The 16,048-nt window shown below is 69.5% G+C and carries 15 protein-coding genes and 1 pseudogene; 8 read left to right on the forward strand and 8 right to left on the reverse strand.

The window, feature by feature from the left end; translation table 11 throughout:
* Positions 1-205 (forward strand): annotated as a pseudogene (locus VN378_RS15875) (hypothetical protein); the annotation flags it as partial.
* Between the two features lie 254 nt (positions 206-459).
* Here the strand turns inward: VN378_RS15875 and VN378_RS15880 are convergent.
* On the reverse strand, positions 460-888 hold the full coding sequence (locus VN378_RS15880; RefSeq protein ID WP_325744530.1) for a hypothetical protein: 429 nt from the start codon (positions 886-888) through the stop codon (positions 460-462).
* Positions 889-974: 86 nt separating this feature from the next.
* Entirely contained in the window at positions 975-1,703 is a 729-nt protein-coding gene (locus VN378_RS15885; RefSeq protein WP_325744531.1) for a glycosyltransferase family 2 protein, read from the reverse strand.
* Positions 1,704-1,812: 109 nt separating this feature from the next.
* Here VN378_RS15885 and VN378_RS15890 point away from each other — a divergent pair, with 109 nt between their 5' ends.
* Positions 1,813-3,489 carry a glycosyltransferase family 39 protein gene (locus tag VN378_RS15890; RefSeq protein WP_325744532.1) on the forward strand — a complete coding sequence of 559 codons (1,677 nt, stop codon included), beginning with the start codon at positions 1,813-1,815 and terminating at the stop codon, positions 3,487-3,489.
* Entirely contained in the window at positions 3,486-4,403 is a 918-nt protein-coding gene (locus VN378_RS15895; protein ID WP_325744533.1) for a hydroxymethylglutaryl-CoA lyase, read from the forward strand. Before VN378_RS15890 ends, VN378_RS15895 begins: the two co-directional genes overlap by 4 nt.
* Positions 4,404-4,411: 8 nt before the next feature.
* On the opposite strand, the gene VN378_RS15900 is transcribed toward VN378_RS15895, so the two are convergent.
* The gene (locus tag VN378_RS15900) at positions 4,412-5,029 is read right to left on the reverse strand and encodes a group 1 truncated hemoglobin (RefSeq protein WP_325744534.1); all 618 of its coding nucleotides are present in this window, start codon (positions 5,027-5,029) and stop codon (positions 4,412-4,414) included.
* A 146-nt stretch (positions 5,030-5,175) separates the two neighbouring features.
* Between VN378_RS15900 and VN378_RS15905 the strand changes: the two genes are divergently transcribed.
* The 3 genes from VN378_RS15905 (at position 5,176) to VN378_RS15915 (ending at position 7,674) form a co-directional block, all read left to right on the forward strand.
* Positions 5,176-5,940: a Crp/Fnr family transcriptional regulator gene (locus VN378_RS15905; protein WP_325744535.1), complete on the forward strand. Its 765-nt coding sequence runs from the start codon at positions 5,176-5,178 to the stop codon at positions 5,938-5,940.
* Between the two features lie 99 nt (positions 5,941-6,039).
* The gene (locus VN378_RS15910) at positions 6,040-6,330 is read left to right on the forward strand and encodes a hypothetical protein (protein ID WP_325744536.1); all 291 of its coding nucleotides are present in this window, start codon (positions 6,040-6,042) and stop codon (positions 6,328-6,330) included.
* A 72-nt stretch (positions 6,331-6,402) separates the two neighbouring features.
* Positions 6,403-7,674, forward strand: a complete 1,272-nt coding sequence (locus tag VN378_RS15915) for a hypothetical protein (protein WP_325744537.1) — start codon at positions 6,403-6,405, stop codon at positions 7,672-7,674.
* Here the strand turns inward: VN378_RS15915 and putA are convergent.
* Entirely contained in the window at positions 7,671-10,799 is a 3,129-nt protein-coding gene (gene putA, locus VN378_RS15920; protein ID WP_325744538.1) for a bifunctional proline dehydrogenase/L-glutamate gamma-semialdehyde dehydrogenase PutA, read from the reverse strand. The genes VN378_RS15915 and putA overlap by 4 nt on opposite strands.
* Positions 10,800-10,880: 81 nt before the next feature.
* On the opposite strand from putA, the gene VN378_RS15925 reads away from it, so the two are divergent.
* Both VN378_RS15925 and VN378_RS15930 read left to right on the forward strand, forming a co-directional pair.
* Entirely contained in the window at positions 10,881-11,165 is a 285-nt protein-coding gene (locus VN378_RS15925; protein WP_325744539.1) for a hypothetical protein, read from the forward strand.
* 76 nt (positions 11,166-11,241) lie between these two features.
* On the forward strand, positions 11,242-12,327 hold the full coding sequence (locus tag VN378_RS15930; RefSeq protein WP_325744540.1) for a glycosyltransferase family 1 protein: 1,086 nt from the start codon (positions 11,242-11,244) through the stop codon (positions 12,325-12,327).
* Between the two features lie 168 nt (positions 12,328-12,495).
* Here the strand turns inward: VN378_RS15930 and VN378_RS15935 are convergent, their stop codons facing one another.
* The 4 genes from VN378_RS15935 to VN378_RS15950 form a co-directional block, all read right to left on the reverse strand.
* Positions 12,496-13,563: a substrate-binding domain-containing protein gene (locus VN378_RS15935; protein ID WP_325744541.1), complete on the reverse strand. Its 1,068-nt coding sequence runs from the start codon at positions 13,561-13,563 to the stop codon at positions 12,496-12,498.
* Positions 13,564-13,631: 68 nt separating this feature from the next.
* The gene (locus VN378_RS15940; protein ID WP_325744542.1) at positions 13,632-14,144 is read right to left on the reverse strand and encodes a hypothetical protein; all 513 of its coding nucleotides are present in this window, start codon (positions 14,142-14,144) and stop codon (positions 13,632-13,634) included.
* Between the two features lie 56 nt (positions 14,145-14,200).
* Positions 14,201-15,598: a dihydrolipoyl dehydrogenase gene (gene lpdA, locus VN378_RS15945; protein ID WP_325744543.1), complete on the reverse strand. Its 1,398-nt coding sequence runs from the start codon at positions 15,596-15,598 to the stop codon at positions 14,201-14,203.
* Entirely contained in the window at positions 15,595-15,945 is a 351-nt protein-coding gene (locus VN378_RS15950) for a hypothetical protein (RefSeq protein ID WP_325744544.1), read from the reverse strand. Before VN378_RS15950 ends, lpdA begins: the two co-directional genes overlap by 4 nt.
* Positions 15,946-16,048 lie beyond the last annotated feature (103 nt).

The following is a 16,048-nucleotide window of genomic DNA, read 5'->3' on the forward strand; positions in this document are numbered from 1 at the left end:
GGCAAGACCTGCCCCCGCGCCGGCGCCGGACGCCTCGGCGGCGGCCTTCGCCGCCCAGATGCTGGGCCAGACCGGCCAGAGGCGTGGTCTCAAGGGCGGCCCGCCGGTGCTGGACGCGGCCCGTTCCGCCTATCTCGGAACCGAACATTCCGGGGCCGCCGAGCGGCGGCCGCAGCCGGGCAAGGCGAAAGACACCGACGTCTGATCCCGCGGCACGGTCCTTGCTGAACGACAGGTCTTCAAGCCTCGTTCGGGACCGCCGCCATGCTGACCTTCATCGCCCGCACCGTCGACGTCGCCGTCGTCGCGCTGATTTTCGTGGCGTTTTCCTGAGCGCCCGCCCCGGGCCTGGCGCGTTTCTGACTGTCAAAGACCGGACGGGCTGAAGCCACTTTCGGCGTTTCCGCGGGAAAGTTCGGGGAGGGCGCGGGGATTCACGGAAAGGGGGCGCCTCGCCCCTCAGCCGCCGCCGCCGAAGTCCAGATCCTTGCGGGCCGAGATGATGGTGACGATGAACCCGGCCAGCACGTCCAGCATGACCATGGTCAGGATCAGGAAGAAGGTCGAGGTCGCAAAGCCCTTGAACAGCAGGAAGGCGACCAGGCAGAAGACGAACAGGATCATCGACAGGGCGTGGTTGACGATCGCCACCTTCTGGCTCGAGGTCGACTTCAGCAGCTCGAAGAACAGCAGGATCAGCGACAGGAACAGGATGATGTCGCCGGCGCCGACGTTCCAGCCGCTGCCCGACACCATCGGGATCGAGAACAGCGGGTCGCGGAGCGCCTGCTCGGCCGCGGCGACCCCGCCGGTCCCCACCACGCCCGACAGGATGACGATGGCGTAGAGAACCACCGGGACGAACAGCAGCGGGATGGCGATCAGCATGGCGGGCTCCATCGTCGGTCGGCGCGCTTAACGGCCGCGCTTGTTAACGATACATACCCCGGTTCGATCCGTTCAGCTACGCTTGCTCAGAACTCGGTGATCGCGCCCGGCCGCCGCGAACGCGTCTTCAGCCACATCACGCCCAGCAGGTCCGACAGGGAGGCCATCAGCCGTCCCCAGTTGGTGTATTTCGACTGTCCCGTCTCGCGGTGGCGGTGATCGACGTCGAGATAGCGGTTCTGGTAGCCCTCGCGGATCATCAGCGCCGGCAGATAGCGGTGGATGTGATCGAAATAGGGCAGGCGCAGGAAGACGTCGCGGCGAAAGGCTTTCAGCCCGCACCCCGTGTCATCGGCGTCGTCGCCCAGCAGCTTCCTGCGGATGCGGTTGGCCCACAGCGAGGCCTGGCGCTTGGCCTCGGAATCCTGACGTTTGGCCCGGCGGCCGCCGACCAGGGCCACCGAAGACGGCGACGAGGCCAGCAGATCGGCCAGTTTGGGCGCGTCCGCCGGCGGATTCTGGCCGTCGCCGTCCAGGGTCACCACGATCGGCGCCCGCGCGGCCAGCACGCCGGTGCGCACCGCCCGGCTCTGGCCGGCGTTCGACCCATGGCTGAGCACGCGCAGGGCCGGCAGTTCGGCCATCAGCCCCCGCAGCTCGGCCAGGGTGTTGTCCCGCGAGGCGTCGTCCACGAACACCATCTCGTAGGACCGTCCGGCGAAGGCCTCGGCGATCTCGCGCGCGAGGGGACCGGCGGCGCCCTCCTCGTTGTGGACCGGGACGACGACGGAGATGTCGGGGATGGCTTCGTTCATCCCCGCTCTCTAGCCGGTTTCGCGGACGGGCGGGAGACAGGTCCGCCTTCACCGACAGGGAGCGCTCAAACAATGTGACGGGCGGAAAGGCCGTGATAGGAAGTCGAACATGACGGGCAGTGACTTCGACCGATACATCGCCGGCTGGCGCGGGCCCCTGCTTGCGGCCCTGATCGCCCTGTTCGCGGGTCTGCCGGTGCTGATGCTGCTGCCGCCGCTGGACCGCGACGAGAGCCGTTACGCCCAGGCCACCTCGCAGATGCTCGAGAGCGGGGACTATATCGACATCCGCTATCAGGACGAGCCGCGCTGGAAGAAGCCGGTCGGCATCTACTGGATGCAGGCGGTCGCCGTGGCCGTGACCTCGAAGGTCGAGAACCGCGACATCGCCCCCTACCGCATCCCGTCGTTGCTGGGCGCCATGCTGGCCGCCGCCGCCTGCGCCTGGGCGGGCGCGGCCATGTTCGGCCAGAGGGCGGGGTTCCTGGCCGGGGCCATCCTCGGGGCCAGCTTCCTGCTGTCGACCGAGGCGGGGATCGCCAAGACCGACGCCATGCTGTGTGGAGCGGTGACCCTGGCCATGGCCGGGCTGGCGCGAATCTATCTGGCGGCGCGGGCCGGGGAGACGCCGCGAAGACCGTGGAAACTGGCCTTCTGGCTGGGCCTGGGTCTGTCCATCCTGATCAAGGGTCCGATCGGCCTGCTGGTCGTGGTTCCGGCCATGCTGGCCCTGTCGGTCTGGGATCGCGACGTCTCATGGCTGAAGCGACTCGGCTGGGGCTGGGGCCTGCCGCTGGTGGCCCTGATCGTCGGGCCGTGGGCCATCGCCATCACCATCGCCACCGACGGCGGCTTCTGGCGCGAGGCCATCGGGGGCGATCTGGCGCCCAAGGTGGCGGGCGGGGACGAGGGGCACGGCGTCCTGCCCGGCTTCTACCTGTTGATCGCGCCCCTGCTGTTCTTCCCCGCGACCCTGCTGCTGCCGGCCGCGCTCTCGACCGGCTGGAGCCGGCGGGCCGAGCCGGCGATCCGCTTCCTCGTCTGCTGGGTGGTTCCGGCCTGGCTGATCTTCGAACTGACGCCGACCAAACTGCCCCACTACACCCTGCCCACCTTCGCCGGCCTGGCCCTGCTGGCGGCGGCCGCCGTGACGCGGCCGGTGGGGCGGATATCGCGTTACGCCGGGGTCGGACTGACCCTGTTCGTGGGCGGCCTGCTGGCCGTGCTTTCGGTCTGGCTGCTGACCGAATACGGTCGGTCGACCGCCCAGACCTGGGCGACCCTGACCATCGTCTTCGCCATCCTGGCCAGCCTGATCGGCGCCTTCCTGATGCTGCACCGGGCGGCGGTGACGGCGGTGCTCGTCTCGCTGACCCTCGGCGTCGTCGCCCACGCCGCCCTGGCCGGGACATTGCGCCAGCTGCGTCCCCTGTCGGTGGCCCCGCAACTGGAGAAGGTGCTGGAGCGGGCCGACCTGCATCCGCGGCAGGGTCGCGCCGGTCCCGTGGCCATCACCAGCTTCCACGAACCCAGCTTCGTCTTCCTGACCGGCAAGGACACCGAACTGACCGACGCCGAAGGGGCCGCCCGCGCCCTGGCCGAGGGCCGTCCCGCCATCGTCGAGGAACACGACGCCGACGCCTTCCGCGACGCCGCCGCGCGCCTGGGGATCACAGGCCGCGCGGTGGGCGTGGTCAACGGGCACAACTATTCCAAGGGCGACGACGTCAGCCTGACGGTCTACGCCCCCCCCGGCATCACGCCTGTCGCCCGATCCGCCCGATGAGCCGGCCGATCACCATCGTCGAGGTCGGCCCGCGGGATGGACTGCAGAACGAGGCCGCGATCCTCGAGCCGGCCGTCCGCGCCGATCTGGTCCGGCGGCTGGAAGCGGCGGGGGCGCGGCGCATCGAGGCGGTCAGCTTCGTCCATCCCGAATATGTGCCGCAGATGGCCGGGGCCGAAGAGGTCATGGCCGCCCTGCCGCGCGAGGCGGGGCGCAGCCGGATCGGTCTGGTCCTGAACGGCAAGGGCTACGACCGGGCGCTGGGCACGGCGGTGGACGAGGTCAATGTCGCCATGTCCGTCACCGACGGCTTCGGCCTGAAGAACCAGGGCCTGACCGTCGACCGACAGGTTCAGATGCTGGCCGATATCGTGGCCGGGCGGGCCAACGCCGAGGGTCACCCGGGCGCGACGCCGTCGCTGTCGGCGACCCTGTCCTGCGTCTGGGGCTGTCCCTTCGACGGCGAGGTCGGGGTGGACCAGGTCGCCGATCTGGTGGGGCGGATCGCCGAACTGGGCGTCGGCGAGATCGCCCTGGCCGACACCATCGGCGTCGGCGATCCGTGGAGCGTCACCAGGAAGGTCGAGGCCGCCCGCAAGGCCGCGCCCGGGGCGACCCTGCGGCTGCATTTCCACGACACCCGCAACACCGGGCTGGCCAATGCCTATGCGGGCGTCGAGGCCGGCGTGGACGTGCTGGACGCCTCCGTCGGGGGCATCGGCGGCTGCCCGTTCGCGCCCGGCGCCACGGGCAACATCGCCACCGAGGACCTGGTCTATATGCTGGAACGGGCCGGCTATTCGACCGGCTACGATCTCGACGGCCTGATCGAAACCGCCCGCTGGATCGGCGAGAAGATCGGCCGCCCGGCGCCGAGCGCGCTGAGCCGCGCGGGCGGATGGCCGAGGGGCTGAGGCCGCTCCTAGCGCGCGGCCCGCGACCCTTGCGTGACCTCGGTCTTGTGCGCGGCGAAGGCCGCCAGCACTTCGGACTTCTCCCGTTCAGGCACGTCGAAATGATCGAGGGACCGGGACAGCACCCCGGCGACGGCGTCGAACTCCTCCGACGAGATCCTCAGGTTCCTGTGGGCCTCCTCAAGTCCGAGGTTGGTGCTTCCGGGCTTGGTGGGGGTGTATTCGTACGGACCGCCCGAGACGGCGGCGACCCAGAGGGTGCGCATGAATTTCAGGCCCGGCAGCCGGCCGAGCTGGGCCGTATGCCACTGGCGAAGCGCGGGGTTGCGCGATCGGGCCCCGGCGACGGGATCCTTGATGATCTCGTCGCTGAAATAGTCCACGACCCCGGCAATGGCGAAGATGCCGCCGAGGCGTTCGTAGAGCGAGGGGCCGGACGGGGCGGCGTCCTGCTTTTCCGGCATGGGCGCGGGGTCGTCGGCGCGGGCGCATCCCGCCGGAAGGGTCGCCGCGATCGCCGCCGCCGACAGGGTGAGCGCCCCCCGCGCGACCAGATCGCGCCTGTTCGCCGTCGGTTCGCCGGCGGTGGCGGGCTCCGTCCCGGGCTGGTCTTCCTGCGTGCTCATGGGATGCTCCTTCTTGCGGGGGGTTCGCCGGGGCGAACATTCCGCGATTTAGGCCGTGCAATCCCCCGCCTCGAATATCATTTGTTACGCGCAGACCGTTCTGCCGGAGCTTCACCAGGGGGCATCCGCGGGGCCGGAGAAGACCCATGGGCGCCTTTGCGGAGCGGGTAACGCGACGATTCAGAATTGACCGGTCGGAACTGGCCTTCATCAAACGGCTGGAGGAGACTCCGGTGGCGGTGAAGCGCGGCCAGACCATCGTCCAGGACGGGGACCCCGCCGATCGCGCCTTCGTGCTCCTGGCGGGCTGGGTGATGAGCAGCAGCCGCTTTCCGGACGGGTCGCAGCAGGTGAGGCGTCTGCACTTCCCCGGCGATCTGCTGGCGATGCCCAGCGTCCCGCTGCGCCATCACGCGGAATGGCTGGAGGCTCTGTCCGACGCGGTGATCGCGCCCTTCAGCAAGCTTCTGCTGGCGGAGCTGTTCACCATGCCGCGGCTGGCGGGGATCATGTACATGTTCGCACAGGCCGAGCGGGTCACCATCGGCGACCGGCTGGCGAGCCTGGGCCACGATTCCGCGAGGGGCCGTATCGCCTTTCTGCTGGTGGACATCCTGCACCGGCTTCGATCCGCCGACGCTTCGGTGGCGACCTCGTTCTTCCTGCATCTGACGCGGGAACAGGTCGCGCACGCCGTCGGGATCACGCCGGTCCACGCCAGCCGCATGTGGAGCGGCCTCATCGCCGACGGCCTGATCCGTTGCGAGGGACGGACGGTGACGATCGTCAACGAACAGGCGCTCGCCCACGTCGGCCACTATGCGGATCATGACAGCGATCTGGATTTCCGGTGGCTGCGCGCCGTCGAGGCGGCGACGGTCGCGGCGGCCGGCGACCGGGCGCGATCCTGAGGCCGCTTTTCAGCAACTGCTCACAATTCGCTCATGCCGCCCGGGGTTTGGCCGCCGCATTGTCCGGTCGTCGATGACGACGGGAGAGACGCGATGAATGTGACGAACGAAGACCTGGACCAGCTGTGGAAGGCCCTGCGCATGCTGGGCTGGGCGGCGGTGGCGCTGGTGATGACGGCCCCGGCGGTCGCCATGCAGTTCACCCGCGAGGTCAACTGGACCGCCAGCGACTTCATCTTCGCCGGGGTGCTGCTGATCGGCGGCGGGGCCGTGATCGAACTGGTGGCGTGGCGCGTGCGCAATCCGGTCATCCGGATCGGCTTCGGCCTGTTCGTCGTCGCCGTCGTCGGCCTGATCTGGGTCGAGGCGGCGGTGGGTATCTTCCATTAGGGCTCAACCTCCGGCGCCATCGTCCGGCCCGATTCAACGCATGATCTGCGATGGATCGGGGAGGATTCGAACATGTGGACGCGTCGGGGTTTCGGGCTGGCGGCCGGCTCGCTGGGGCTGGCGGTCGCGGCGCCGATCCGGGCGCAGTCGCGGGTAAACCTGGTCGAGCGGCTGCGGCTGGAAGGCCGCTATCTGCCCCAATACCTCGACCTGCAGGCGAAGACGGCGGCGGGCGAGGAGGCGGCGCGGTGGCAGCTGAGCCAGTACGCGGCCCTATTGGGCGACGAGGCGACGGCGCTGGGCGTCGTGGCCCAGGCCCGCCGACCAAACGCCCGTTCCCCGGACCTCGCCGGCGCGACCATGGTCAAGGCGTTGGATGCGATCGCCGAGGCCGCAGCCGATCGCCAGATCGTGATCCTGAATGAAGCGCACAATCATTCGCGGCATCGCGCCTTCGCGGCGCAGGTGCTGCGCCGGTTGCGGCCTCTCGGCTTCGAATGGTTCGCGGCCGAGGCCTTCATGTCGCGCCAGCCAGAGCCAGCGCCCATGATCGCCGAATACAAGGTCGGCGAGCCCTTCCTGCACGCCTACGGCTACTACACCCAGGATCCGGTCTTCGCCGAGACGGTGCGAGAGTCGGCCCGTCTCGGCTACAGGCTGATCGACTACGAATTCCGTCCGGACCAGCGCGCGCCCGAGGGTTCCGACATGGACCGGCAGATGGCCGACCGCGAAGAGGCGCAGGCGGAGAACCTGATCGCCAATGTCCTGGCCCGGAATCCGGACGCCCGAATCTTCGTCTATTGCGGCTACAGCCACGCCATGGAGTCGCCGACCGATCACGGGGAGTGGTTCGCGTCGCGGCTCAAGCGCAAGACCGGCATCGACCCGCTGACCATCGAACAGGCCTCGAACACGCCGGACCTGCGGCCGGAGGACGACGAGGCCCACGTCGCCGCCGTTCTGGCGGCGTTCGCGCCGACCGAGCCGGTGATCGTGCGACGCCCCGACGGAACGGTCGTGGGCATGCCGATGTACGAAGGTCAGATGGACCTGTCGGTCTTCCATCCCCGCCTCGACCCGGTGCGTGGCCGGCCGGGATGGCTGGCGGCTGACGCCGACCGTCGGTTGGTCGACATCGACGTCCCCGGGACGGAGGGCCCCGCCCTGTTGCAGGCGCTGTGGTCCAACGAAGGCGTCGCGGGCGTTCCCGCCGATCAGCTCCTGCTGGCCGAGGGTCAGCGGCGCGCGACCCTGACGCTGCGCCCGGGGCGCTATACGCTTCGGCTCGAAAAGCCGGATGGCTTCGATCCCGCCTATGGCCAGATCGCGGTTCCTGCCTAGAGGTTCAGCAGCGCCGGGTCGCCGCCCTGGGCGGAGATGTTGTTGCTGATGGCCTTCTCGGAGGCGTAGCGGATCAGGCTGTACGGACCGCCGGCCTTCGGGCCGGTGCCGCTGAGGCCCTCGCCGCCGAAGGGCTGGACGCCGACCACCGCGCCGATGATCGAACGGTTGATGTAGACGTTGCCGGCCGGGACCAGGCGGGTGACCTCCTCGGCGAAGGCCTCGATGCGGCTGTGGACGCCGAGGGTCAGGCCGTAGCCGCGCTGCGCCAGTTTCGACGCCGTCTCCTTCAGCTTCGACGGCTCGTAGCGGCAGACGTGCAGGATGGGGCCGAAGACCTCGCGCTCGAGATAGTCGGGGGTGGGGATCTCGGCGATGGTCGGGGCGAACAGCCAGCCCTTGTCGGCGCCGGCAGGCAGTTGGGCGCGGGCGACGATCTTCGCGTCTCCGCCGAGGCGTTCGAGGTGGGCGTCGAGCGCCGCCCTGGCGTCGGCGTCGATCACCGGACCGATGTCGGTGGCGGGGTCGGAGGGGTCGCCCACGACCTGGGCGGCGAGCGCGCCCTTGAGGCCCTCGATCAGGGCGTCGGCGGCGTCGTGCGGGACGTAGAGGAGGCGCAGGGCCGAGCAGCGCTGGCCCGAGGAGCCGAAGGCCGACAGGATGACGTCGTCGATGACCTGTTCCTTCAGCGCCGTGGTGTCGACGAACATGCCGTTCAGGCCGCCGGTCTCGGCGATGAAGGGGATGATGGCGCCCGGGCGGGCGGCCAGCGCCTTGTTGATCAGGGTCGCCGTGTCGGTGCCGCCGGTGAAGGCGACGCCGTCGATGCCCGGATGACTGACGAGGGCCGCGCCGACGGTCTCGCCGCGTCCGGGGACGAGGGCCAGCAGGTTCGGATCCAGGCCGGCCTTGTAGTAGAGGCGCACGGCCTCGGCGGCGATCAGCGGCGTCTGTTCGGCGGGCTTGGCCAGCACGGCGTTGCCGGCGGCCAGGGCCGCCACGATCTGGCCGGTGAAGATGGCGAGCGGGAAGTTCCACGGGCTGATGCAGGCGAAGACGCCGCGGCCGTGCAGGACCAGCTGGTTGATTTCGCCGACCGGGCCCTTGAGTTCGGTCGGGCCGCCGAAGTCGCGTTCGGCCAGCATGGCGTAGTAGCGGCAGAAGTCGGCGGCCTCGCGGATCTCGGCGACGGCGTCGTTGAGGGTCTTGCCGGCCTCGCGCGACAGCAGGGCGACCAGACGGTCCATGTCCGCTTCCAGCGCGTCGGCCATGGCGCGCAGGACGGGGGCGCGGCCCGCGCCGCCCTTGCGGTCCCAGGCGACCTGGGCCCTGGCGGCGGCGTCGGCGGCGGCGTCGATGTCGGCGGTGCTCGCTTCCGAGACGTGGCCGAGGACCTGGGTCGTGTCGAAGGGATTGGTCACGGGCTGGGGGTTGGTCCCCGCCTTCAGCTTGCCGCCGATGATCGGGCCCGAAGTCAGTTTTTCGGCGTCGACCTTTTCGAGGGCGGCGAGGTGCCGGTCGCGGTCGGCGGCTTGCGAATAGTCGCGGCCCAGCGAGTTCTGGCGGTCCATGTACATGTCCTTCGGGGTCGGGATCTTGGCGTGGCGGTCGGGGTGAGCCTCGACGGCGGAGATGGGGTCGGCGGCGACGGCTGAGGCGGGCACCCGCTCGTCCAGCAGGGCGTGGACGAACGACGAGTTGGCCCCGTTCTCGAGCAGTCGGCGCACCAGATAGGGCAGCAGGTCCTCGTGCCCGCCGACGGGGGCATAGGCGCGCACCGTCACCGGGCCGAAGGCGTCGCGGGCGGCGTCATACAGGGCCTCGCCCATGCCGTGCAGGCGCTGGAATTCGATCTTCACCTTCCGCTCGGAGGCCATCTGGTGGACGGCGGCGAGGGAGTGGGCGTTGTGGGTGGCGAACTGACTGTAGATGTGCGGCGCGGCCTCGATCATCAGGCGGGCGCAGGCGAGATAGTTGAGGTCGGTCGCGGCCTTGGTGGTGAAGACCGGATAGTCGGTGCGGCCGAACTGCTGGGCCCGTTTGATCTCGGTGTCCCAGTAGGCGCCCTTGACCAGACGGACCATCAGGCGGCGGCCCGAGGTCTTCGCCAGTTCGGCGACGCGGCGGATAACCTCGGGACAGCGTTTCTGATAGGCCTGAACGGCGAGGCCGAGACCGGTCCAGCCGCCGAGGTCGGGCTCGCGCGCCAGCCGGTCGAGCAGCTTGAGCGACAGGGCCAACCGGTCGGCTTCTTCCGCGTCCATGGTGAAGTTGATGTCGTGTTTCGCCGCGATGCGGGCGAGGCGGAGGATGCGGGGATAGAGCTCGTCCCAGACGCGGGCCTCGTGCGTGGCCTCATAGCGCGGCGACAGGGCCGACAGCTTGACCGAGACGCCGTGGCCGGCCTCGGGCCCCTGCCCTTTCGCCGTCCTGCCGACGGCCTCGATGGCGTCGGCGTAGATCTTCTCGTAGCGCTCGGCGTCGGCGGCGGTGCGGGCGCCCTCGCCCAGCATGTCGAAGGAGCAGAGCCAGCCTTCCCTGTTGGCGCGCTTCAGGGCGCCCCCGATGGTGCGGCCGACCACGAACTGTTCGCCCATGATGCGCACGGCGGCGGCGACGGCCTCGCGGATGACCGGTTCGCCCAGACGGCCGACGATGCGCTTGAGGAAGCCGGGCAGGTCGGTGCGGGCCTCTTCGTCGACATCGACCAGCTTGCCGGTCAGCATCAGGCCCCAGGTCGAGGCGTTGACGAACAGGCTGTCGGACTGGCCGAGGTGGGACGACCAGTCGGCCGAGCCGATCTTCTCGGCGATCAGACGGTCGCGGGTGTCCTCGTCGGGGGTGCGCAGCAGGGCCTCGGCGAGGCACATCAGGGCCAGGCCCTCGCGAGTGCCGAGCGAGAATTCCTGCAGGAAGCTTTCGACCACCCCCTGCTTCTTGACGCTGCGGCGAGCGTGTTCGACCAGGCCGACGGCGCCGGCCAGGACGGCGGCGCGCTCGGCGACGTCCAGCGGCATGTTGGCCAGCAGCGCCCGCACTGCGGCGGTCTCATCGGCGAACTTGCCCTGATCCAGCGTATCCCAGTCCTGGGAGAGGGCGACCGGCGGCGAGACGTGTGCGTTCATGGCGCGCGTCCTAGACGCTTTTGCGCCGGAACGGGAGGGGGCTGCGCTTGTGCGTCACGGCACTCGATGATCCATTGGCGTATGGATGCTCTGAAAGCCTTGAAGCGGTTCGGAAAGCCGGCGCGGCTCCAGATCAGGTTCCGTTCGGCTCCCGAGGCCCGCCTGATCTGGACATTCAGCGTGGGCAAACCGACGTGGGAGCTTCTGCTGGAGGGAAACGACGGGGAGGTGCTCAGCCTCCTGTCGCGCGACAGGAACTTCGAGGAGGCTCGGCGTCGGCTGGTGCTTGACGGCTGGGCCATCGAGGCCGCGGAAGACGCTGCGGTGACCATCCCCTGGGTCAGGCAGGAAGTGTCGACTGCTTGAAGGTGGTCAGTCTCGCCAACGCCCGTCGGAACCGCTAGACCGTTTCCCCGATCAACGGCGGAGCCACCCGGCCCACATGCGCATCGTTCTGGCCACCGACGCCTGGGAGCCCCAGGTCAACGGCGTCGTCCGCACCCTGACCCGCACCGTGGCGGAATGCCGGGGCATGGGGCATGAGGTCGACGTCATTGAGCCCAGCCAGTTCAAGACCATCCCCTGCCCCACCTATCCGGAGATCCGGCTGGCGCTGGGGGCCGAGGAAGAGATCCGCGAACGGCTGCGCGCCTTCGAGCCCGAGGCGGTCCACATCGCCACCGAAGGCCCGATCGGCATCGCCACGCGGCGCATCTGCGTGGAATGGAAGCTGCCGTTCACGACCAGCTATCACACCAAATTCCCGGAATACGTCTCGGCCCGGTTCCCGATCCCGGTCCAGGTCGGCTACGCCTATATGAAGTGGTTCCACAAGCCGTCCGGCCGGCTGATGGTGGCCACGCCGACGCTGCGCGACGAGCTGGTGGCGCACGGATTCAAGAACGTCTCGCCGTGGACGCGGGGCGTCGACACCGAGCAGTTCAACCCCGACCTCCCGCGCATCTATGACGAGCTGGGCGGCAAGGACTGGCCGCGGCCGTTCTGGCTCAACGTCGGCCGGGTGGCGGTCGAGAAGAACATCGAGGCCTTCCTCGAGACCGACCTGCCGGGCACGAAGATCGTCGTCGGCGACGGGCCGGCTCGGGCCGAGCTGGAAGAGAAATATCCGGAGGCGAAATTCCTCGGCGCCCGCTTCGGCGAAGAGCTGGCGCGGTGTTTCCGCGACGCCGACGTCTTCGTCTTCCCCAGCTGGACCGACACCTTCGGCCTGGTGATCCTGGAGGCCATGGCCACGGGCACGCCGGTGGCGGCCTATCCGGCGCACGGCCCCATCGACATCATCCCGGGCTCGAACGCCGGAGCCATCGACGCGGACCTGCGCACGGCCTGTCTGAAGGCGCTGGAATGCGACCGCGCCGCCGTGCGGGCCTATGCCGAGAAATTCAGCTGGCGCGCCTCGGCGGAGGAATTCGTCGAGAACCTGCAGCCCTATCCCGAGCCGGAACGCGGCCGCTTCTGGCGCCGTCTGCGCCGGATCGCGCGGTTGAGGCGGAAGGTGGCGGCGTAGGGAACCCACGTCTCCCTCCCCTTCGGGGGAGGGTGGTCGCGCAGCGACCGGGTGGGGACGGCTCGCCCACACGAACATCCGGCGTCCGCCTTTTCCGAAGCGCCCCCACCCCGTCGTCGCTTCGCGCCGACGCCCCTCCCCCGGAGGGGGAGGGAGAAGACCCGCGCCTTACTTCGCCGGGGCGGTCATCGGGGTCATGGCCGCGGCCACGGCGCGCTGGGCCGCCAGCTGGTCAGCCGGCAGCGGCACCAGGCCGCGGTCCTGCAGATAGCCGCCGCGGCCGGCCGAGGCCTCGGACATGAATTCCGCGACGAACTGCTCCAGCCCCGGCGTCACGCCGACGTGCTGCTTCTTCACATAGATGTAGAGGCTGCGGGCCAGCGGATAGGTGCCGTCGGCGATGGTGGCGGCGGTGGGGGCGACGCCGTCGATGGTCTCGGGTTTCACGGTGTCGAGGTTCTGCTCCAGGAAGGAGAAGCCGAACACGCCCAGCGAACCGGGGGTGCGGCTCAGGGTCTGGACGATGGCGTTGTCGTTCTCGCCCGAGTCCACCCAGGCGTTGTCCTCGCGCAGGGTGTGGGCCAGGGTCTCGAAGCGATCCTTGTCGGCGTCCTTGATCGCCTTCAGGGCCGGGATCAGGGCGGCGCCGGGGGCCATGCCCAGTTCGAGGAAGGCGTCGCGGGTGCCCGAGGTGGGCGGCGGGCCATAGACCTGGATGCGCTGGTTCGGCAGGGCGGGATTGACCTGGTTCCACGTCGTCGCCGGGTTGGCGACGAAGGCGCCGTTCGCGCCGGGAACCTCCTTGGCCAGGCCGGTGTAGAGGTCCTGGAGGCGGAAGTTGAAGCCGGCGCCCGTGCGGGCCGTGGCGATGACGATGCCGTCGAAGCCGATCTTGAGCTCGACGATGTCGGTCACGCCATTGGTGCGGCACAGCTCGAACTCGGAGGCCTTCATCGGCCGCGAGGCGTTGGCGATGTCAGGGGTGTTGGGGCCGACGCCCTGGCAGAAGGCCTGGATGCCGCCGCCGGTGCCCAGCGATTCGACGCGCGGCGCGGCGCCGCCCGAGGTGCGGGCGAAATTCTCGGCCACGCGGGTGGCGAAGGGGAAGACGGTCGACGAGCCGGCGGCCCAGATGCCCGCGCGGGCGGTCTGGTTGCCGGCCGGCTGGTTGTCGCCGCAGGCGCCGACGGCGAGAAGGGCGATCGCGGATGCGGCGGCGAGAAGGGTGCGGGTCATCGTCAGTCTCCGGACAAACGGGTGAGGTCGAGCGCTTGGACCACAGGTTTGTGACGCTCGGGTCGATGCTAACGTGACGGTTCGGCGACGGCGGAGGCGCGTGTCGGGGAGGCCGGACCGCTCGCGCCACGGTCGGGAATGCGCCAGTCGTCGACGACATAGCCCTCTTCCGCCAGACAGGCGGTCATGGCGGCCTTGATCTCGCGTTCCTTGTTGGCGCGCTGGATGTGGGACACGCCGACGATCGCCAGCGGGGCGAAGACCACCAGGCCGATGGCCAGGCCGGCTCCGGCCGCGCTGGCGGCCAGCATGCCGCCGCCGGACGCCGCCGAGGCTCCGGTGGCCAGGGCCGCCGCGCCGCCGATCGCCATGCCGCCCGCCGCCGAGCCGCCGCGGCCCGAGCGGAAACTGTCCCGGCGTCCCGCCGCCACCTCGGCGCTGCAGACGTTGAAGGCGGCCTCGAAGTCCGCCTGATCCGCCGGGGCGAGCGTCATCACGGGCGCGAAGCCGCGCGGGTGGGAGGCGCATCCGGCGAGGGACGCGGCCGCGATCAGTGCGACGGCGCGTGTGAAGGTCTTCATGGTTCGCCCCCCTGGTGTCGGGAGCCTACCCCGTTTCTCGGGGAAATCGAACCCGGTTATATGTGGATCGCGTGCCCCAGGGCCCGCAGCGAGGCTTCGTGGAAGGCTTCGCCCATCGTCGGGTGGACGTGGATGGTCCCGGCCACATCCTCCAGCACCGCCCCCATCTCCAGCATCTGGGCGAAGCTGTTGGACAGTTCGGAGACATGCTGGCCGACGGCCTGGAGCCCCAGCAGCCGGTGATCGGTCTTCGACGCCAGCACGCGGACGAAGCCGCCGTCGTCGCCGGCCTCCAGCGCCAGGGCGCGGCCGATGGCCATCAGCGGGAAGACGGCGGTGATGACGTCGTCGCGGCCCTCGACATCCAGCGGACCGAGGCCGGCGGAGACGATCTCGGGCTCGGTGAAGCAGACGGCGGCGATGGCGACAGGATCAAACCGGCGGTCGCGGCCGGCGATGATCTCGGCGACGATCTCGCCCTGGGCCGAGCCCTTGTGGGCCAGCATGGGTTCGCCGGTCAGGTCGCCGACGGCCCAGACGTTCTTCATCGAGGTGGCGCAGCGGTCGTCGGTCTTCACGAACGGCCCGGCCATGGCGACGCCCATGTTCTCCAGGCCCCAGCCCTGGGTGCGCGGGCGGCGGCCGACGGTGACGAGGACCTTGTCGGCCTTCAGCTTCAGAGCCTGACCGTCCCTCGTGGTGATGTTGAGCTGGCCCTTTTCGAACGACCCCGCCTTGGCGCCGAGATGCAGTTCGACGCCGTGCTTCTCCAGCCATTTGGCGACCGGATCGGTCAGGGCCTTGTCGTAGAGCGGCAGCAGGCGGTCGGCCATTTCGACGATGGCGACCTCGGCCCCCAGCTTGCGGAAGGCGATGCCGAGTTCGAGGCCGATATAGCCGCCGCCGACCACGACAAGCTTGCCGGGGACCTTGTCCAGCGACAGGGCCTCGGTCGAGGAGATGACGTCACCGCCGAACGGCAGGAAAGGCAGCTCGACCGGCTCGGAGCCGGTGGCGAGGATGACGTGTTCGGCGCTGACGACGATGTCGCCGTCGGCGGTCGTCACGGTGCAGGTCTTGGCGTCGGTGAAGTTCGCCCAGCCCTTGATGACCTTGACCTTGGACTTCTTCAGCAGGGCGGCGACGCCGGCGTTCAGTTTTTTGACGACGCCGTCCTTCCACGCCACCGTCTGCGACAGGTCGATGGCGGGCTGGGCGGCGGTAATGCCGAGGGTGCCGCCGGCGGCGGCTTTCGACACCGTCTCGAATTTCGAAGCCGCGTGAATGATGGCCTTGGAGGGGATGCAGCCGACGTTCAGGCAGGTGCCGCCCAGGCCGTCGCCGCCGTCGACCAGCACGGCATCCAGCCCCAGCTGGCCGCAGCGGATGCCGGCGACATAGCCGCCGGTGCCGGCGCCGATGATGAGGACTTTGGTGGTGAGGGTCTGGGTCATGGATGTCTCGTTAGAGGCTGGCCGGCTCTTACCGCGCGCCAGTCGCGCATGAAGATATCGGCGTCGCTGCCGCCGGCTCTCACGAGGAAGAGCCATCTATTGTCGGCAAGGCCTTTGGGATTCACCATCACAATGAGCCTCAACCCGTCACGGGGCGGTTCACCGGACTGGTCATCCATGAGGAAGAACCAATTGGTGCAAGCTCCCGCCTCAAAGGACAGGCGGTAGGTGGTGGGGGACACCGGACCCCAGATCGCAGCAGTGGGTCTAACTGTGAAATCGACCTTGTCGGCATAGGGGCCATATACGGCGACGTTTTCGATCTGCGCCTCATAGACGCTCGTCACCGCTCGCAGATCTCGTGTCCGCTCCGCCACCTGATCTGTGCCCGGAGCCGGACTACAGGCCAGTGCGGATGACACTGACAACGCCAAAACGGCCAATGTAGAG

The sequence above is a fragment of the Brevundimonas sp. genome, assembly GCF_035561115.1.
Lineage (GTDB): Bacteria > Pseudomonadota > Alphaproteobacteria > Caulobacterales > Caulobacteraceae > Brevundimonas.